The sequence below is a fragment of the Halobacillus salinus genome, assembly GCF_004684905.1.
Taxonomy (GTDB): domain Bacteria; phylum Bacillota; class Bacilli; order Bacillales; family Halobacillaceae; genus Halobacillus; species Halobacillus salinus.
On the sequence record NZ_SRJC01000001.1, the window covers coordinates 50,565 to 68,354 of the forward strand.

The 17,790-nt window shown below is 51.9% G+C and carries 18 protein-coding genes; 11 read left to right on the forward strand and 7 right to left on the reverse strand.

The window, feature by feature from the left end; all coding sequences use genetic code 11:
- Window positions 1-19: 19 nt before the first annotated feature.
- The 4 genes from glpK to dhaM all read left to right on the forward strand — a co-directional run bounded on the left by glpK (window position 20) and on the right by dhaM (window position 3,584).
- Window positions 20-1,513, forward strand: coding sequence for a glycerol kinase GlpK (gene glpK / locus E4663_RS00255; protein ID WP_135326205.1), 1,494 nt, complete (start codon window positions 20-22; stop codon window positions 1,511-1,513).
- An 81-nt stretch (window positions 1,514-1,594) separates the two neighbouring features.
- A complete protein-coding gene (gene dhaK / locus E4663_RS00260; protein WP_135326206.1) occupies window positions 1,595-2,581 on the forward strand; it encodes a dihydroxyacetone kinase subunit DhaK in 987 nt (328 codons plus the stop codon).
- Window positions 2,582-2,596: 15 nt separating this feature from the next.
- Window positions 2,597-3,208: a dihydroxyacetone kinase subunit DhaL gene (dhaL, locus tag E4663_RS00265; RefSeq protein ID WP_135326207.1), complete on the forward strand. Its 612-nt coding sequence runs from the start codon at window positions 2,597-2,599 to the stop codon at window positions 3,206-3,208.
- Window positions 3,209-3,212: 4 nt separating this feature from the next.
- Window positions 3,213-3,584: a dihydroxyacetone kinase phosphoryl donor subunit DhaM gene (dhaM, locus tag E4663_RS00270; protein WP_135326208.1), complete on the forward strand. Its 372-nt coding sequence runs from the start codon at window positions 3,213-3,215 to the stop codon at window positions 3,582-3,584.
- A 319-nt stretch (window positions 3,585-3,903) separates the two neighbouring features.
- Here dhaM and E4663_RS00275 read toward each other — a convergent pair whose 3' ends face one another.
- Both E4663_RS00275 and E4663_RS00280 read right to left on the reverse strand, forming a co-directional pair.
- Window positions 3,904-4,575, reverse strand: coding sequence for an NAD(P)H-dependent oxidoreductase (locus E4663_RS00275; protein WP_135326209.1), 672 nt, complete (start codon window positions 4,573-4,575; stop codon window positions 3,904-3,906).
- 131 nt (window positions 4,576-4,706) lie between these two features.
- Entirely contained in the window at window positions 4,707-5,297 is a 591-nt protein-coding gene (locus tag E4663_RS00280) for a TetR/AcrR family transcriptional regulator (RefSeq protein ID WP_135326210.1), read from the reverse strand.
- 118 nt (window positions 5,298-5,415) lie between these two features.
- Between E4663_RS00280 and E4663_RS00285 the strand changes: the two genes are divergently transcribed.
- The 5 genes from E4663_RS00285 (at window position 5,416) to E4663_RS00305 (ending at window position 9,496) form a co-directional block, all read left to right on the forward strand.
- A complete protein-coding gene (locus E4663_RS00285) occupies window positions 5,416-6,414 on the forward strand; it encodes an NADPH:quinone oxidoreductase family protein (protein WP_135326211.1) in 999 nt (332 codons plus the stop codon).
- 137 nt (window positions 6,415-6,551) lie between these two features.
- Window positions 6,552-6,989: a MarR family winged helix-turn-helix transcriptional regulator gene (locus tag E4663_RS00290; protein WP_135326212.1), complete on the forward strand. Its 438-nt coding sequence runs from the start codon at window positions 6,552-6,554 to the stop codon at window positions 6,987-6,989.
- 61 nt (window positions 6,990-7,050) lie between these two features.
- Window positions 7,051-8,319 carry a glycosyltransferase gene (locus E4663_RS00295; protein ID WP_158290367.1) on the forward strand — a complete coding sequence of 423 codons (1,269 nt, stop codon included), beginning with the start codon at window positions 7,051-7,053 and terminating at the stop codon, window positions 8,317-8,319.
- 114 nt (window positions 8,320-8,433) lie between these two features.
- Window positions 8,434-8,979 carry a hypothetical protein gene (locus tag E4663_RS00300; RefSeq protein ID WP_135326214.1) on the forward strand — a complete coding sequence of 182 codons (546 nt, stop codon included), beginning with the start codon at window positions 8,434-8,436 and terminating at the stop codon, window positions 8,977-8,979.
- A 127-nt stretch (window positions 8,980-9,106) separates the two neighbouring features.
- Window positions 9,107-9,496: a hypothetical protein gene (locus tag E4663_RS00305; protein WP_135326215.1), complete on the forward strand. Its 390-nt coding sequence runs from the start codon at window positions 9,107-9,109 to the stop codon at window positions 9,494-9,496.
- Between the two features lie 34 nt (window positions 9,497-9,530).
- Here the strand turns inward: E4663_RS00305 and E4663_RS00310 are convergent, their stop codons facing one another.
- The gene (locus E4663_RS00310) at window positions 9,531-9,911 is read right to left on the reverse strand and encodes a hypothetical protein (RefSeq protein WP_135326216.1); all 381 of its coding nucleotides are present in this window, start codon (window positions 9,909-9,911) and stop codon (window positions 9,531-9,533) included.
- 99 nt (window positions 9,912-10,010) lie between these two features.
- Between E4663_RS00310 and E4663_RS00315 the strand changes: the two genes are divergently transcribed.
- Window positions 10,011-10,355 carry a hypothetical protein gene (locus tag E4663_RS00315; RefSeq protein ID WP_135326217.1) on the forward strand — a complete coding sequence of 115 codons (345 nt, stop codon included), beginning with the start codon at window positions 10,011-10,013 and terminating at the stop codon, window positions 10,353-10,355.
- 457 nt (window positions 10,356-10,812) lie between these two features.
- Here E4663_RS00315 and E4663_RS00320 read toward each other — a convergent pair whose 3' ends face one another.
- The 4 genes from E4663_RS00320 to E4663_RS00335 are packed head-to-tail and all read right to left on the reverse strand — an operon-like array spanning window position 10,813 to window position 16,285.
- Window positions 10,813-11,217 (reverse strand): hypothetical protein, encoded by a 405-nt coding sequence (locus tag E4663_RS00320; RefSeq protein WP_135326218.1) that lies wholly within the window; start codon window positions 11,215-11,217, stop codon window positions 10,813-10,815.
- A gap of 14 nt (window positions 11,218-11,231) precedes the next feature.
- Complete coding sequence (locus E4663_RS00325) at window positions 11,232-13,031, reverse strand: DUF2357 domain-containing protein (RefSeq protein WP_135326219.1); 1,800 nt, start codon at window positions 13,029-13,031, stop codon at window positions 11,232-11,234.
- Window positions 13,015-15,027: an McrB family protein gene (locus tag E4663_RS00330; RefSeq protein WP_158290368.1), complete on the reverse strand. Its 2,013-nt coding sequence runs from the start codon at window positions 15,025-15,027 to the stop codon at window positions 13,015-13,017. The genes E4663_RS00325 and E4663_RS00330 overlap by 17 nt, the downstream gene beginning before the upstream one ends.
- Window positions 15,017-16,285 carry a hypothetical protein gene (locus E4663_RS00335; protein ID WP_135326221.1) on the reverse strand — a complete coding sequence of 423 codons (1,269 nt, stop codon included), beginning with the start codon at window positions 16,283-16,285 and terminating at the stop codon, window positions 15,017-15,019. The genes E4663_RS00330 and E4663_RS00335 overlap by 11 nt, the downstream gene beginning before the upstream one ends.
- 342 nt (window positions 16,286-16,627) lie before the next feature.
- On the opposite strand from E4663_RS00335, the gene E4663_RS00345 reads away from it, so the two are divergent.
- A complete protein-coding gene (locus E4663_RS00345; protein ID WP_158290369.1) occupies window positions 16,628-17,755 on the forward strand; it encodes a PD-(D/E)XK nuclease family protein in 1,128 nt (375 codons plus the stop codon).
- The last annotated feature ends 35 nt before the right edge of the window (window positions 17,756-17,790 follow it).

Sequence of the window (17,790 nt, forward strand, 5' to 3'; positions counted from 1 at the left end):
AACAAAGGAGTGAAGGAGTATGACAACGACTTATATCTTATCCATTGACCAGGGGACAACAAGTTCACGGGCGATCCTTTTCAATAAAGAAGGGAAAATCGTCGAGACGGCACAGAAGGAATTCGAACAATTCTTCCCGAAACCAGGCTGGGTCGAGCACGATGCCAACGAAATCTGGACATCCGTCCTCGCTTGTATGGCAGAAGTTCTGAGAAAAGCGGATGTTGAACCGAGCCAGATTGAGGGTATAGGAATTACGAACCAACGTGAAACCGCTGTCGTGTGGGACAAGAACACTGGCAAGCCGATCTACCACGCGTTGGTATGGCAGTCCCGTCAGACGCAGGAGATCTGTAACGAACTTCGCGAGCAGGGTCACAACGACCTTTTCCGTGACAAAACAGGTCTACTTCTCGACCCTTACTTCTCCGGAACGAAAGTGAAATGGCTTCTGGACAATGTCGAAGGTGCCCGCGAGAAAGCGGAGAACGGCGACCTCTTGTTCGGAACGATCGACACGTGGCTCGTCCACAAGTTGTCTGGTGGAAAAGCGCACATCACCGACTATTCGAACGCATCCCGTACGTTGATGTACAACATCTACGACTTGAAGTGGGATGATGAGCTCCTTGAAATCCTAGACGTACCGAAATCAATGTTGCCGGAAGTGAAACCGTCTTCAGAAGTGTACGCGAATACAGTCGACTATCACTTCTTCGGTCAGGAAGTGCCGATTGCCGGAATCGCCGGAGACCAGCAAGCTGCGCTGTTCGGTCAAGCTTGTTTTGAAAAAGGGATGGCCAAGAACACATACGGCACAGGCTGCTTCATGCTGATGAACACAGGCGAAGAAGGCGTCAAATCCGAGCACGGTCTACTTACGACGCTTGCTTGGGGGCTTGATGGAAAAGTCGAATATGCCCTTGAAGGAAGCATCTTCGTCGCAGGTTCTGCGATCCAGTGGCTGCGTGACGGTCTGAAGATGGTTGATAACGCACCGGAAACAGAGGGACTTGCGACAGCAGTCGACTCGACAGACGGTGTCTATATGGTTCCAGCATTCGTCGGCCTCGGTACCCCGTATTGGGACAGCGACGCACGCGGTGCGATGTTCGGTCTGACACGCGGAACGACGAAAGAACACTTCGTCCGTGCGACACTCGAATCCCTTGCCTACCAGACAAAAGACGTGCTTGATGCAATGATCGCCGACTCCGGCATCGACTTAAAAGCACTCCGCGTCGATGGAGGAGCCGTTAAGAACAACTTCTTGATGCAGTTCCAAAGCGACATCTTGGATGTTCCAGTCGAACGCCCAGTCGTCCAAGAAACGACGGCACTCGGCGCTGCGTTCCTAGCAGGCCTTGCAGTCGGTTACTGGGACAGCAAAGAAGAAATCAAACAACAAGCAGAAGACGAACGCGTTTTCGAATCCGAAATGTCCGACGAAAAACGCCAAGACCTCTACAAAGGCTGGCAAAAAGCCGTCGAAGCAACACGCAAATTCAAATAGGGGACAGGCACCTCGTCCCATTTTCCAAGAGGACAGGTCTAATGCACCTGTCCTCTTCTACCATCAAAAGGAGGAATCACGATGAAAAAACTGATCAACGACCCGGAACAGATCATCGACGAAATGCTGGACGGTATCGTCGCAGGAAGCCCTGACGACGTCCGCCGCCTGGAAGATACGACCGTCCTCGTCCGTAAAGACGCACCCGTCGAAGGCAAAGTCGCCCTCATCAGCGGAGGCGGAAGCGGCCACGAACCAGCCCACGCCGGCTACATCGGCAAAGGCATGCTTGACGGCGCCGTATCAGGCGAAGTGTTCACTTCCCCGACGCCTGACCAGGTCTTCGAAGCGATCAAAGCGACCGATTCCGGCCAAGGCGTTCTGCTTGTCATCAAGAACTATTCCGGTGACGTCATGAACTTCGACATGGCGGCAGAGCTCGCCGAATCAGAAGATATCAAGACGGCGCAAGTCATCGTCCGTGACGACATCGCCGTCGACGACCCGGAGAGCCGCCGCGGTGTAGCTGGAACTATTTTCGTCCATAAGATCGCCGGTGCGAAAGCGGAAGCCGGTGCGTCGCTCGAAGACGTCCAGCAGACCGCCCAGAAAGTCATCGACAACACCCGCACGATGGGCGTTGCGCTCAGTCCGTGCATCATGCCGACCTCTGGCGAACCAGGCTTCGAACTCGCAGACGATGAAATCGAACTCGGTATCGGCATCCACGGGGAAGCGGGCATCGAGAAACGCAAGCACATGACCGCAGATGAGATCGCGACCGAACTCCTTGAACGTCTGCTTCCTGAAATGGATCTCGCTGATTCGGACGAGATCGCCGTCATGGTCAACGGCATGGGTGCAACTCCCGAGATGGAACTCAATGTCTTCAACCGCAAAGTCCAATCCCTTTTAGCTGAAAAAGGGGTGAAGGTCTACGATACGACAGTCGGCAACTTCATGACATCCCTTGAAATGGCTGGGTGCTCACTCACGTTGCTGAAGTTGGATGACGAATTGAAAGAACTGCTCGACGCCCCGTCCAGTGCGCCGGCATTCAAAAAATAAAGGAGGAATCCCGAAATGTTGATCGGAGTCGAAGAAACGATTCAATGGTTGAAAAACTACAACGACAAACTGAGTGAACAGAAAGACTACCTATCCCAGCTCGACCGCGCCATCGGAGACGGAGACCACGGCATCAACATGGCCCGCGGCTTCCAACAAGTCGCAGATTCTCTCGATGACGATTTTGACGACGTATCCACTGTCTTGAAGAAAACAGCGACGACCGTCATGTCGAAAGTCGGCGGCGCATCCGGCCCGCTCTACGGCACAGCCTTCCTGAAAATGTCGATGGCTTGCAAAGGGAAAGAGGTCGATGCCGGTGTGTTCGCTGAAATGGTCGAAGCGGCCCTCGGCGGCATCAAACAGCGCGGTAAATCGGAAGAAGGCGAGAAAACGATGGTCGACGTCTGGTCTCCGGTACTCGACATGCTTCGTGAAGGAGAATTCGACGCCGAACGTCTGAAGAAGACCGCCGAAGACGCGATGCAGAACACGGAAGATATGACCGCCACCAAGGGACGCGCGTCCTACTTCAAAGAACGCTCCCAAGGCAACCTCGACCCAGGCGCCGTTTCTTCCTATTATTTATTCGCCGAACTAGCGGACGTCATTGGGAAAGGAGCGTGATCGAATGGTCAACATCGTACTCGTATCGCACAGTCCTAAATTGGTAGAGGGGCTAGAGGAACTATTGAAGCAAGTCGTCGGCCAGGTCTCCATCGTCACCGCAGGCGGCGATGAAGACGGAAGCATCGGCACCCACTTCGACAAGATCCAAGCCGCCGTCGAAGAAGCCGCATCCGGCGACGACGGCGCACTCGTCTTCTACGACCTCGGCAGCGCGAAAATGAACGCCGAAATGGCGATCGAAGTCGCCGAGTCTGAAAGTGTACGTCTCGTATCCTATCCGATCGTCGAAGGCAGCTACCTCGCCGCCGTCGAATCCAGCATCGGAAACTCCTTGGATGACATCCTTGCTTCGCTTGAGAAAGAGTTTGGGTGATTGTTTGGGGACAGGGACTTTGTCCCAGTTAGAGAAAGACCGCCTTTTGTGGCGGTCTTTTTTTGTGGGATGGGGGCGCGTGATGGGACAGTGTCCCTGTCCCCATCACGCTTCTACCTTTTTGACGAGCGAAGGGGCTCAAATCGTCCAATAGAAGCTCGCTCTTTGACATTTCCAGGCACAGGCCGGTGGAAAAGGGAAGAGAAAACGCTTCTCTCTTCCCTTTTCACAACCACAAGACACAAAAATGGCAGAGAGACCACATCTCTCTGCCATTCTCACCTTACAACCTCATCAAAACGTCACCTAGATAACAATCTTAAATCCACTTCACCAAGTCATCCACCGAACGGCGAGACTTCGGCTGCGGATCCTCCACGCGGTAACCGAACGCACACATGACAGAAATGCCGAAGCTTCCGTCTTCCAGAAGCCCTTCTTCCTCAAGAAGTGCATTCATCTCATCCATCGGGAACCCTTCAATCGGGCAGGAATCGATGCCGATCTCTGCCGCCGCATGCATCATGTTCGCAAGCGGGATGTACGTCTGCTTGCTCGCCCAGTCCAGGAGTGGACGGTCGCCATCAAGCAAGTTGAAGTCCTCTCTCTGGAACTCCTCGACACGGCTCAGGAATTTCTCCGCAAAATCCTCTGGCATGCCTTTCACATTCAAGAAATGGTCTTTCATATATTCAGAATTGTATTGGGTATCCTTACGTGTGCGCGCCAGGTAAATGACAAAATGGCTCGCATCCGGAAGCTTGCCATAAGCGCCCCATGCCGTGTTTTTGATCTTCTCACGCAGACGATCGCTCTCAACTACGACAAAACGCCAAGGCTCCGTACCGAATGAACTCGGCGACAAACGACCGACTTCCAAAAGAAATCCGAAGTCCTCTTCCGGAATGACTTTCTCCGGGTCGAACTTCTTCGTCGCGTGTCTGAACTGCGCTGCCTCCAGAATCTCAGCCTTCTTCGCTGCTTTATCCATCTTTCATTCCTCCTTGATTCGAAACGATATCACCCGTACTATAGCATGCCGCAACCCCGAGGAGGTAGCATTCTGCTTTGGGGCCCGGGCCCTCGTCCCAGCAAAAGTGGGACAAACTCCCTGTCCCCAACTCATCGCGCCCCAAGCAACCTCAGAATCGCTCCATGACAAGACTTGCGGTACCAGTCATGCAACGATTCATCCTGCCTCATCAACCATTGCAGCAACGACCCGTCAATGATGGCGCGAATCATCACCGCCGACTGCTCCACATCCTCCACGTGAAACACGCCTTCCTGAGCGCCTAACTCGACAATCTCACGGCCTATCGAGAAACAATGCTCATAGAACTGCGCATTGATCTCTTGATACGCCGGATCCTGCTTCACCCTCGCCAAAAAATCAAGGTACAGCTGGTAAAACGTCCGGTTCTCCTCAGGGCTGATAAACACTTGCCCGAGATACGCCTCCAATTTCTCCGGAGCCGTATCCACCTGATCCATCGCCGCACGTTCGTTTTCAAAAATACGCTGCGTCAGCCATTCGAACAGGTGCGCGAACACGTCGCCTTTATTCTTGAAGTAGTAGTTCGGCACGCCCTTGCTCACCTCGGCGTAGTCTGCTATATCCTGCAAGGTGACATGCTCGTATCCTTTATCGGTAGCGGCTTCGAACGCCGCTTTGATCAACTGTTGCTTCCGTTCTTCTGCTTTTCCTGCCATAACGAATCTCTCCTAACGCTTCCATTATACAAAAAATGAATCCCGATAGAAATATTTTGACCAGTCAGTATAATTTTAGTATCCTACAATCAGAATCCATTAGAAAGGGTGTTCCAATATGAATCTACCAGAAACATTCCAAGCACTCGTCGTTGATAAAAAAGGGGAGGACGTTGAAGCGAGCGTACAGACGCTCAACTTCGATGACCTGCCAGAAGGCGACGTGACAATCAAAGTCCATTACTCCAGCGTCAACTATAAAGACGGCCTCGCGTCGATCCCGAACGGCAACATCGTCAAAGAGTACCCGTTCGTACCCGGCATCGACCTTGCCGGCGAAGTCGTACAATCGGAAGACGACCGCTACAACGAAGGCGACAAAGTCATCGTCACAAGCTACGAGCTCGGCGTCAGCCACTACGGCGGCTACAGCGAATACGCCCGCGTCCCAGGCGACTGGATCGTCCCGCTACCAGAGAACCTGACAATGAAAGAAGCGATGACATTCGGAACCGCCGGATTCACCGCCGCACTTTCCATCGACAAAATGGAGCAGAACGGACAGGAGCCATCCCAAGGAACAGTCCTCGTCTCCGGCGCAACTGGTGGTGTCGGTAGCATGGCAACTGCGATGCTTGCGAAAAAAGGCTATCACGTCACCGCCAGCACAGGAAAAGAAACCGAACACGACTACCTGAAGAAGCTAGGAGCGTCCGAAATCGTATCCCGCGAAGACGTCACGCCGGAAAAAATCCGCCCGCTTTCCAAGCAAAAATGGGCCGGCGCCGTCGATCCCGTCGGAGGCGAAACGCTAGCCGCCATCTTGAGTAACACCCAATACGGAGGCAACGTCGCCGTCAGCGGACTGACCGCCGGCGTCAAAGTTCCGACGACCGTATTCCCGTTCATCCTGCGCAGCGTCAATCTGCTCGGCATCGACTCGGTCTACCACCCGCAGGAACAACGCCTGAAGCTATGGGAACGCCTTGCCTCTGACCTGAAGCCAGAAACCGTACTAGAAGAAATGACCGAAGAAATCACACTGGACGAACTCCCACAAACACTCGGTCAGATCCTCCAAGCACAAACGAGAGGACGTACCGTTGTGAAGTTATAGGCCATGGCCCACGTCCCACCAAAGCCCCGCACTGCAAAAAAAGACAGTGCGGGGCTTTTGTCATTGACATTTTCTGAAAGTTGGTTTTATAATTAGTTAGCTAAACTAACCTTTTCAAAAGGAGAGGGGGGAGAAAGATGGAGAATATACTACGGGAATTCATCGGAACACTGGATGCGTCGTTCAAGAAGCTGGTGCAGGAAACGATGGAGTCAGCCGGCGTCTCCAACCTCAGTGTCAATCAGATCCAATATATCGAAACTATCGGACGCTTAGGTTCACCGACTGTCAGTGAAGTGGCGACCCAACTGAACATTTCCAAAGCATCCGCAACAGCAGCGATCAACAAACTCGTAACGCTCGGTTACGCAGAGAAAAACCAATCGTCCCATGACAAGCGTATTTATCATGTGACGCTGACCGAGCCGAGCGAAGGATTCATCCAGTTGGAGAATCAGGCATTAAAGCAGTACGTCACATTCATCAGTCAGTCTCTGTCCAATGAGGAAAAGCAGCAATTCGAAGCGACATTGGAGAAGCTGGTCCAAGGATTTTACCGGAAAGAAAACATCTGATCGAAGGATGTTTTGTTAAGAAGTAAGTTAGACAAACTAATTATTAAAGGAGATGCGCTCGATGAACATTACCATTCTCACCACCGGTTCAAGAGGTGACACCCAGCCGTTTATCGCATTGGGAAAAGAATTGAAGACGCTCGGTCATGAAGTGACTATCACCGCCTTCGAGAACTACCGGGAACTGGTCGACCAGCATGGATTGGGCTTTTCACCGATTCAAGGGGACATCTCAGCGATCACGAAGGAGATGGCGAAGCTGTCCATCAAGTCCAAGAACCCGGTCCAATTTTTCACGAGTTTCCGGAAGATGAAGCCGTTGCTTGCTGAGAAACAAGTGACGATGCAAGCGGATCTGTTTGCGGCATGCGAGCGTGCCGACGCCATCCTGTACCATCCTGGTGCAGCAATCGGTCATTTCATCGGAAAAGAGAAGGGCATTCCGGCGATCCTCGCGTCTCCGTTCCCAATGGGAGAAACCGAAGAGTATCCGTCCCTCATTTTCTACAAGATGCAATTCGGGAAAACCCTCAACCGACTGACAAACAAATGGTTTGAAAAAGGGTTCTGGATGACGGTCAAGACGCCAATCCGCACATATTGGAAGCAACGGTTCGGACAAGAGCCCGCCGGTTTCAAGAGCCCCTATTCGAAGCGCGACTATCCGATGGTCACGTCGGTCAGTCAACACGTATTTCCGCAAGCGGATGATGAGTCCGCGAGCTTCGGGTACTGGTTCCTCGATGAAGACCTTACGAACTGGCAGCCACCGCAACCGTTACAGGCATTCTTGGAAAATGGGAAGCAGCCTGTCTACATTGGTTTCGGAAGTACGTACGATGACCAAGCCATTGAGACCACTGAAATGATGATCGAAGCCCTGCGCCGCACGGGACAGCGCGGCATCCTTGCGACAGGATGGAATGAGGAGAGGGAGAGCGTGTCCCATTCAGATGATATCTTCTTCACTGATAGCATCCCCCACACCTGGCTGTTTCCGAAACTCGCAGGAGTCGTACATCACGGTGGCGCCGGCACTACAGCTGCAACATTCCGGTCCGGCGTACCAGGTCTCGTCATCCCCCACGGCAACGACCAATTCGCATGGGGCAAGCGCACTGAAGAACTCGGCGTCGGACCGTCCCCGATACCGAAAGAAAAGTTGACCACAGACAAGCTCGAACACGGCATTAGGCAAATGCTCACACCCGCCATCCAACAAAAAGCGGACCAGCTCGGAAGCCGACTTCAACAAGAGAATGGAGCCCGTGACACAGCCTTGTACCTGCAGGAGATACTCACAGGGTCCGGGCCCTCGTCCCAGAGATGAACAAGAAAAGCAAGCGCGAAAGCACGCCCTCCTTGTATATGGGGACAAACTCCCTGTCCCCATGAAACCACATGCCCCTCTCGTCCGTAATATAGGAAGAAAAGGAGGGAGCGCATGTTAACTACGTTCTCGATAACAGGCTTTTTGATCCTGCTGGGCACCATCGCTATCATGGTACTGCTCATCAAACGGATCAACATCAAGTTCTTGAAACATCCATTCATGAAGATCACACTCACCGTCGCAGCCGTCGCCTTCATCTTCTACAGTTACCTAAGCATCAACAAGCCGCTCGAAAGCCATAGCCGTATCTTCAATGGGGAGAACCCGACCATCATGATCGCAACGATTGAGAATGAAGGCTTCGCCGGCTTCACGATCCGTGACGTCACCGTGAACGGGGGAGAGATACCGAAGGAAGTACGTCTCGTCACAAGCACCACCAAAGGCATGCCGAGACCCGCTGATTGGGATGAACGCGCACAAGGTTCACAAGATTACCAGTTCCAAGATACGCAAGCTCAAACGATTCCACCCACCGATGAAGAATCGGGAACCTATTATGGAATCGGCATTGAAAACGACCAACCGATCAAAACCATCGACATCACCTATACATACTTCGGCTTCCCATTTGAAAAAGTCATCGAGCACAACTAGGGCTCTTCATGGGGCCCGGGCCTCTGTCCCTAAAAGTGGGACGAGGGCCCGGTCCCCACAGAAGCATCATCCGACCGAAGAGAGGGTATGATGTAGTAATGGCATTTTCACCGATAGGAGGGGTACTTTGAAGATTAAATGGGTCATCGGTTTAGCCCTGTTTCTGCTGACGCTCGCCGCCTGCTCCAGTGAAGACATCCTCATCTTCCAGGACAAAAGTGAAAACTGGTCCGTGGAATACGAAGCGAAACCGAACGGCGAGAACGCGGAATCAACGAACCTCCGCATCGCCTACATCGGAGAAGGCGATCCACCCGAAACCATCGATTACGAGTACGACACAGGGTCAGGTTCGGGAGGTGGGACCAACGCTTCCCTCGATGACGGCGTGATGGAAGGTGGAGAGGATTCTTGTTCTGGATGTTCGACGACGTCAAAAGGTGATGAGATCACGGTCACCGTGGAGTGGGATGGTAAGAAGGAAGAACTCACATTGGAGCCACGGAACGGTTCCTAGAAAAGCAGCTCAAATGAGTTGCTTTTTTCATTTTTCACGACAGAAAAAAGTAATAACTCACCACAGCCACGCACGTCGAAACCAACAATCCGACATTCTCAACCAACCCCATCCACTCAAAATAAGGCATCCCGACAACCAAATTCACTACACAAATCCCGAGCCCGATCCCAAGTAAGACCGCAAACCGCGCCCAAACCCCAAGCCGTCCAGCCAACCATCTGTCCAAAGGTACGACCACAACAAAAAAGAACAGCGCGTACAACATGAAGTACATGATGAACGTCAGCACATAAATCAATCCGACAGACACCACATTCCCCTCGAGAGCACCCCATGTTTGGAAAAGGAAGACGAGCACCATTATAGCTGCCCCGACCACCGAACTGCGGATCGCAACATCCGTATTTTTCATGACCATCACACCCCTAAAGACAAATTTATGTAATGCACGTACACCTACGACCATAAGCTTAAGTAGAGCTTGTCACAACAAACGAAAGGTGGAAACAACATGAGCAGAACAACAGAAATGGTACTCGGCATCCTCGGAGGCCTATTCGGATTCGGAGCCGCCTCGTTCGCCCTTTTCATCGGAGCCGTCGACGAATCGCTCAACGGCGCAACCGAAATCAGCGCACTCGGCAAGACCGCCTTCTTCTTCAGCATGATCGCAATCGCAGGCGGCATCCTCGTCCAATTCAAGCCGAAACTCGCCGGCTGGCTCATGCTCGTATCGGGCGTCGGCCTCGTCATCGCCATCAGCCTGTTCGGCGTGCTGCCTGCTTTGTTCTTGATTGCTGCGGGTCTTATGGGTATCGTCCGGAAAGAAGCTACACAAGTGAACAGGGTCGCCTGACGCGAACTTTAACAAAGAGGCTCTGTTAAAATTAAGTGTTGATTCAATCTAAAAAAGAGACGCTCTCACAGCGTCTCTTTTTTTAGAAATATATTATTGTGGTTAATAAAAATAGTACAGCGATTAAAATCGAAAAAATACTTTATCTCTTTTCTTAACATATATGCGACTAAAACTTCACTGAAGCACAATAAGATCATCATTCCACCGAGGTAATAAATGAACGTCGGTGTTGAAAAAGTGTATATGAGATTTACTAGGAGAATTGCTCCTATGCAAATAGAAAGAAGTATGGAAATCATTCTTTCGATTTTTTCTAAGTTCAAACTGAATTTCCTCCCATTAGGCAGCATTGATAACTCCAATATAGCAATCCTTCCTAAATATTTAAATACCGACAGTAAACGTCGACGGAGCCAACAAAAAAAGACCGCCATCCAAGCGGTCTTTTCTCATTTTACTCCTCATACGCAACCATCAATTTATCCCACACATCCGCCTTCAACTGCTCCAGCTGCGGCTTCACAAACTGCGGAACCATCTTCCCGAGCTTCAAGCAGAAGTCATCGAGCGAAACGCCTTCCATCCGCTCGATCCCCTCGAACAGATCACGGACCTCGTCCAATGTGCCGAGAGTGAGCGCATAGTCGAGCACTTCCTCCACGAGCTGGTCGCGGTGCTGTCTGCGCTCCTTGTACTCAGCGATATATTCGTTCAACTTCATCAATTCCGCCTCGCTCATTCTAGGATCGCCTCCCACATCGAGCCGGTGCCCCTTCATAAAAGAGAAGTGCACCGAGATGCTTTCCGTGACCTCCAGTTCATAGTCAGAGAAGACGGTTTGATACGTATCCATATTCATATTTGCTTCCTCCTTCACACCGGATCCTTCAACCACCGGTCCAGAATCGTTTCAATTTCCTTCTGTCCGACGACATCGTCATCCGTCGGATAAAATTGGACGAACTTGCCCGCTTCCGTATTCAGCACGACCGATTCGTTCGCCTTGCCCGGATAGACGCAGATCACTTCCCGGATCCTGCTGAAGTAATCGTTCCGGTACGGGCAATAATACTTGATGCCGATGTATTCGTTCATCTGTTCGGCCGCCTTCGTACTCCCGCTCGCAGAATGGATGTTGCGGAGCGGGCTGTACTTCACCTCGATAATCACAGAAGACCGGTAGAGCGGCTCGCCACTGGTCGTATCGTAATGATCGATCCGGATATCGGGTTTGCGTTTCGCGAATTTAGAGAAAAAGTAGCTCCCATTCGCGATCGCTTCCTTCGACCGGTATTCGACTTCCTGGTCGTAGACGAGATGGACCTCTGCCCCGTCTTTCTCGAGCACGACCGCCGTCCCTTCATGGAGCTCGGAGAACAGGAGCCCGTCCTTCAGCTGACGGGCTAGCGAATCCTGCTTGAACGCGTAGCCGCGATCTGCGAATGATCGGATCATTTTCAACAACGTATAATACTCATACAACTTCGACGTCGGATGGAGCACTGGTACCTTGTCCCGCGAGTGCCCACGCTCCACGCGTGACCCCACATTCTTCCACAACTTCAGGAACGACAGATACCCGCGGCCGGACATCTGCGCCGGCACCCGCGGATGCACCTCGTCCACTTGGCGCCAGAACGGTCGCCTCAACTTCGATTCGATCAGACGCTGATAAACCGCTACCCGGTCGAGCACTTCCCGGAGACCATCGCGCTTTTCGAGTAGCACTTTGCGGTTCTCCTTTTTCCCGATCACGCTGTTCCGCGTCATCACATCATTACGGGTCGTCACCGATTTCGCAGGTGCAAGGTTATCGCCTTGAATGGTCCGGATCTCCTCCGCATACTGCCCCGCCAACGCATCCAACCGATCCTTCTCTTGAAAAAGGTCGCGCATCAGCCGGTCGAGGGAGGTGAGCAGCGACTTGACCCGATACTTTACATACTGGTTCTCCGGTGTGTCGACGTCGGTATGGTGTTTCCTGTTCAGGAATTTGCCGGCGTGCCTCGCGCCTTTCGAGGAGTGCTGCCACTCGAGACTGCGCCGGTCGAGCCGCTTCGGCGTCTGCTCGATCCGGTAATGCCGCTTCACGCTCGCATCCGTTTCCCGTTCGATCGAATCGAGCGCTGACGCCAATTCCGAATGGGACGCATCCAACCACTCGAGCAGGCCCTGCTGGCTCCGGTTCAAGCCGGACAGCGGGCCACCGAGTTGCGCCATCTGCCGGTGGTGATGGACCGTAAGCCCCGGCAGTTCGCCTTCGATCAAGTCCGCAATCTGGGAGAACTGTGCTTCACTCAAATGGTGGGGGATGACGCGGATCGCTCCGTAATAGACGGCGCCACCGATCTCCACTTCATAGATGAAATCTCCGTTCGACCAAGGATAAGCACTCAGCTCGTCTGTCGGATAGATTTTCTGGTAAGGTGCCGAGTAGGAAAACGAGAAAGATATCGCCTCCTCATCGACTGTCGGAAAACGCAGCTCCGCGTCCGCTCCGAGCACTTGGACGCTCAGACGCTGATACTCATAGATCGGAACCGTCGTTTCGCCTAGCACACCCGCCTCTTTCGTCCGGGCGAGCTTCGTGACCGGAACGATCTCTTCCCCCGAAGTGAGCGTCATCTCCACGCCGAGGTCGCGTACCTCGACTGGCTCAGTTCGTAAAGCCATACATCATCAGCTCTTTTGCTTTATTCTCCAAGGTCTGAAGCGACGCCTCGAATGAGGAGGCGAGCTGGGCTTCATCCGACCGGAACAGATCCGCAAGCGCACCGTCTTCGTATTCCGACACGCCGCCGGCACTCATCATCTCGCCGACGAGCGGGCGGGCGAACGTATCCATGCCTTTGATCTTCGTCAGGATCCGCTGGTCGATCTGCAAGTCGAACAACCGTCTGCGATCGATCACGTCGCTTCCGTCTTCATCCTTCGGCACGTTCTGCAGGAACTCGCTGATGGCGAGCGCTACACGGAACGAGACCCCTTTTTGCGGATCGTTGCCGCTGATCAGGCGGTGCAGCTCATCGAGGATATGCAGCTCCGACTCGGTCAGCGCATCGAGCCCGGTCTCTTCGGCCGGCACTTTCCACTCGGTACGGAAAGAAGCTGTCGACACCTGCTTCGAAGCGAGGCTCTCGACCTGTTCGGTACGGAGGTTTTTGTAAAAGGAGGCCGCCTCTTTGAAGCTCGGCTTCTTCGGACTGATGATATTCGTCCGGTCGAGCAGCCGGTCCGAGAACGCCTTGGTCGTCTCGTCGAAGTTGACGGTTCCGATGAAGATCAGGTTGTCGCCGATCTTCACCTCGGCACGGTATGCGCCGGATGCTGTCTTCTCTTCGCTGTTGAAGATCGTCAACTTCCGGCCTTTTTCCTCTTTGACCTCGAGCAGCGACAGGAACGGGCTGAACCAGTGCTCGACCTGTGCGAGGTTCATCTCATCGAAAATGACCATATGGAGCTGTTCCGGGTGGTCTTCGGCGTGCTGCAACAAGCTGACGAGCCCCGTCTCGCTCTCGTGGAACCGCTCCGTCCCCGGGTTGAAGTATCCGAGCAGGTCATGCGGCTCCTGATAAGCGGGGGAGATCGGGAGGAACAACAGGTTCTTGTCTTCCTCGAGTCCGAGCGCCTTGCCGTAGATCCGCGCGAGCCTCGATTTACCCGTCCCGGACATTCCGCCGAGGATCGTGAGCGGGTTCGTCTTCACGCTCATATGGAACGCATACAGGTCCTCATCCCGGTACATCATGTTCTCCTCGTGCCGCGCCATCTGTTTCAAACGTCCGAGAAACGCCGTCTCCTCTTCATCGGAAAGGGGGAGGGGTTCCTTCGTCTCCTGCCGTACCGGTTCGCGCTCGAGCTTCATCGTCATCACAGGCTCCGCTTTTTGCCCCGCGGGTTCCGGTTCGATGCGTCCATTGCCTTTCTCGAGTTTCTCCTGCATCTTCCGGTAATTCTCTTTGGAGAAAAAGAACAAGTGGTGGTCGTACACGACATCGACGAGCTCGATGAAGTCGTCCGGGTCGAGGTCGACGTAATCCGGCTCCTTGCCTTCTGCCTGGAAGTATGTCGTCGAATTGCTCTTGCTGCTCAAATCGACGTTGTAGAGCCGGTCCTGGAATACCATCATCGACGGCGCCTCGAACAGGTTCGGATACTTTTTCAGTGAAATCGGACGTCTGTCGGTCGTCATTTTCGCTTCGAGATCCGCATGCGTTTCACTCGAACGGAGGTCCGGCGCCGGAATGACGTAATACCCATCGGCCGGGGCGGAGTCCTCGATTTTCAGAAGCTCGACATACAGACGGTCGTTTTTCAGGACGAGACTGAAGATGACCAGCTTGTCCTCGAGGAACGCTTCGACCTTCTCCTGCAGTTCCGGATACGGGATCCGGTCGAAATCCAGTGCGTCATTCAAGACGCGACGGTTCTGGAAACTGACGGTGTTCCCGGCCAGGTAATGATGGATCCTCCCGAGCGGACTCGTGATCTCATCCGGCAGAGGGGAGAGGCATTTGATGTAGAAGGTGAGCTTGTCGCTGTGCTCGCTCAGTTCGACCGGCGAACCCAGGGGAGTATGACTCCAAATTTCGGTATTCGTCGCCAGCCTGCCGACGAATACACCGTCTTTCAACTGTTTCTTCACGTGGTGTGTCCATTTATTGTTCATCGCTTGCATCGCCCTCCAGGTAATAGATGATCGAACGGAATATTCTCTCCGGTGAGCCGCTGACGAACTTGTAGCTCACTTTTTTCCGGTTCAAAAAGGATTGGATCTTCAATATGTGTTTCGACGAAAGCCCGTTCGAGTCGATGATCGCGAGCTTCGACTGCGGCAGCGACTTGAACTGCTCCGCGAACGTGAGGTCCGTGTTGTAGCTCGACAACTTGGAAGCGGGGAGGAAGGCCTCGAACGCCTTTGGATCCCCCGTCGTGATGAAAAAGAAAGGGTCCTCCTCGTCGATGACGGAGAATGAACTGTCATCACGCTCCGACTCCAGCTTCTGAACCGTCTCCCGCGCTTCTTCCAGTTGTCCGTCGAGACGGGAGAGCTCGTCTGTCACTTCTTGATACGCCGCTTCGTGCTCCAGCTTCAACCGCTCGGCTTCTTCTTCCTTCTCTTTCAGCTTCTCGTTCAATGCTTCCTTGCGCTTCGATTCTTTCTTCTCCTTGGTGACAGCAGCCGCCTGTTCGTCCATCGCCTGCTTTAGTTCGGCATACTGCTGTTCTTTCTGATCATGTGCGATAGCGAGGCTCTCGGTCACCGCCAGTTGATAAAGCCGCGCCCGTGCCGTCTCGGAAATGACTTCATCCTCGAAGTCATACTGCTGCAGCAACTGAAGGACACGCCCTTCCCGCACATCCTCGTATGCGCTTTCGAAAATCCCTTCGAGAGTACCTGGCTCCGTCTCTACCGTATCCTCCACACCTTCGAGGAACGCCTCGAGTGATGTGTCGAACGCTTCCGACTGCTTCTCGACATGGACATCGAGCAAATCTTCCAACGAATACTCCTGTAAGCCATGGAAGGCTTCCACTTCCTTATGTATGTTCTCGAGCACCTGCTCGCGGACCCCCATGTAATGATCGGGGAAAAGGACCGCCAAGAGCATCAGTTTCCTGGTAGGGGAAATGTCCTCTTTCAAGTTCGTCTCGAGCAGGAATGTCGCATAATCCGCATCTTCCAACTCGTCATAACTATCTCCCGTGAACTCTTTGAAAAAAATCTCGAGATCCGTCACGGTATCGATCATCTTCACCACTTTCTTCTTGAGTATAGGCTCCGGTGCCTGCGGGAATTTGCGGTTTGAGAACCCCGGTATTTTCAATTGGAACAATTGAGCTATCCTTGCCAGCTCATACTTCGATATAGAGTCGAAAAAATCTTGCTTCACCTGTTGTTGGATCGCCAACCAATCTTCATTCATAGTCAGATATTCTCCCTCCGAAAGATGCTTCCTTATGTAAAATAATAGTGAAAATATTACCAGAATACTAGACTTGACATCGTTCGACAATTCAGAAATTAAAGGGGACAGGCACCTTGTCCCGCTTGGCTTCAGTGCACTGCATACCGTCCGTCGCTGTCGCTTCAGTCTGATTTTCTCCTATGAAGGAGTGTGGGACAAAGTGCCTGTCCCCATGATTTGGCCGATTTTTGATTTTTTGCAGGAAAATATATACTTTTATCAAAAATCATAGGTAGATGAGTAGTTTTCAATTCAAGTTCATCTGAGTTATCAATACTAACAGTTAGGAGTTGCAAAAAATTGAACACCTCTCAAGATCTTGATAAACAAACGAAAGCACCGAATCTATTTGAATATGCTACGAGTGAGCTGACACAGGATGCTTTCTTAAGTTGGTTGTTCGAACATATCCGACTTAATACCTCAGGCGCACCTCATAGGATGGCGGAAAGGTTGCTCCATTTGATATTGGAAAAGTATCAAAGCATCGATCTAACCTTCGAATACCCTCGACTATCCGATTATTCTATGAAAAAAATAAAACAGCAGTGGAAAAATATCGACCTGTTGATCACCTTTTCTTCCAATGTCGGATCGGAGAATATACATATTATCCTGGAAGATAAAGTGAACAGTGGAGAAAGTCGTAAAAAACAACTCGAATACTATACGGATAAGTTGAAAGAAAAGTCGACAGGTACCATCATCCCCGTCCTCTTCAAGACAGGTTATGCATCAGAAAAAGAGAAGGACGATTTTGAAAATCGAAATCTTGTATTCATCGGATATGAAGATATCTATGACCTATTTTCTCCGTATGAGCAAGAATTCATGGAGGATGTCATTTTAAAAAGTTGGTGGTCTTATTTTTGTGAACGATATTACGACCCGATTGAAAAGGCGAAGGAACTTCCGATAGAAAATTATACTTCATTGAATTGCTTCAGGGAGGAAATTAAGGATGAGGCATATCCGGAGCAGATAGTATTCAAAGTTCTGACAGACTACTTGTTCGAGAACCTGCATGACCACTTCTTGACGAAACCGTTCAGGTTCCAGGGAAAAGGGCATGTCGATTGGCATTACGCCCTGAGCAGAGCAACGTGGAAAAGCAAGGAGCGTAATATCTCTGTACATATCTACTTCAAGTGGGACACACGCAAGTTCTCTCTGATTCTTAAAACAGCCCCTTATCGTTACAAGCCATTGAAGAAATTGAAAGGAGAAGATAGAGAGAGCTACATGGCGTCTCGGGATGCAATCAAGGAGGAATTAAAGAATCACCAAGTGGGGCATTGGAAAGAAAACAATCAATATCTGCAGATAGCTCATAGGAAAGGATTGTCAGATACTCCTATGGGGCAATTGAAAACAGAAATGGAAAGGGAGCTGAAAGAGATAGCGAGGGTAATAGATACCTTCATGTAAACAAATGAGAAGAAGCACCTCCACTTGCCATAAGC

Bases quoted from the DNA above. Each gene is read 5' to 3' on its own strand.
- glpK (WP_135326205.1), top strand. From the start codon at position 20: ATGACAACGACTTATATCTTATCCATTGACCAGGGGACAACAAGTTCA.
- dhaK (WP_135326206.1), top strand. From the start codon at position 1,595: ATGAAAAAACTGATCAACGACCCGGAACAGATCATCGACGAAATGCTG.
- dhaL (WP_135326207.1), top strand. From the start codon at position 2,597: ATGTTGATCGGAGTCGAAGAAACGATTCAATGGTTGAAAAACTACAAC.
- dhaM (WP_135326208.1), top strand. From the start codon at position 3,213: ATGGTCAACATCGTACTCGTATCGCACAGTCCTAAATTGGTAGAGGGG.
- E4663_RS00275 (WP_135326209.1), bottom strand. From the start codon at position 4,575: ATGGATAAAGCAGCGAAGAAGGCTGAGATTCTGGAGGCAGCGCAGTTC.
- E4663_RS00280 (WP_135326210.1), bottom strand. From the start codon at position 5,297: ATGGCAGGAAAAGCAGAAGAACGGAAGCAACAGTTGATCAAAGCGGCG.
- E4663_RS00285 (WP_135326211.1), top strand. From the start codon at position 5,416: ATGAATCTACCAGAAACATTCCAAGCACTCGTCGTTGATAAAAAAGGG.
- E4663_RS00290 (WP_135326212.1), top strand. From the start codon at position 6,552: ATGGAGAATATACTACGGGAATTCATCGGAACACTGGATGCGTCGTTC.
- E4663_RS00295 (WP_158290367.1), top strand. From the start codon at position 7,051: ATGAACATTACCATTCTCACCACCGGTTCAAGAGGTGACACCCAGCCG.
- E4663_RS00300 (WP_135326214.1), top strand. From the start codon at position 8,434: ATGTTAACTACGTTCTCGATAACAGGCTTTTTGATCCTGCTGGGCACC.
- E4663_RS00310 (WP_135326216.1), bottom strand. From the start codon at position 9,911: ATGAAAAATACGGATGTTGCGATCCGCAGTTCGGTGGTCGGGGCAGCT.
- E4663_RS00315 (WP_135326217.1), top strand. From the start codon at position 10,011: ATGAGCAGAACAACAGAAATGGTACTCGGCATCCTCGGAGGCCTATTC.
- E4663_RS00320 (WP_135326218.1), bottom strand. From the start codon at position 11,217: ATGAATATGGATACGTATCAAACCGTCTTCTCTGACTATGAACTGGAG.
- E4663_RS00325 (WP_135326219.1), bottom strand. From the start codon at position 13,031: ATGGCTTTACGAACTGAGCCAGTCGAGGTACGCGACCTCGGCGTGGAG.
- E4663_RS00330 (WP_158290368.1), bottom strand. From the start codon at position 15,027: ATGAACAATAAATGGACACACCACGTGAAGAAACAGTTGAAAGACGGT.
- E4663_RS00335 (WP_135326221.1), bottom strand. From the start codon at position 16,285: ATGAATGAAGATTGGTTGGCGATCCAACAACAGGTGAAGCAAGATTTT.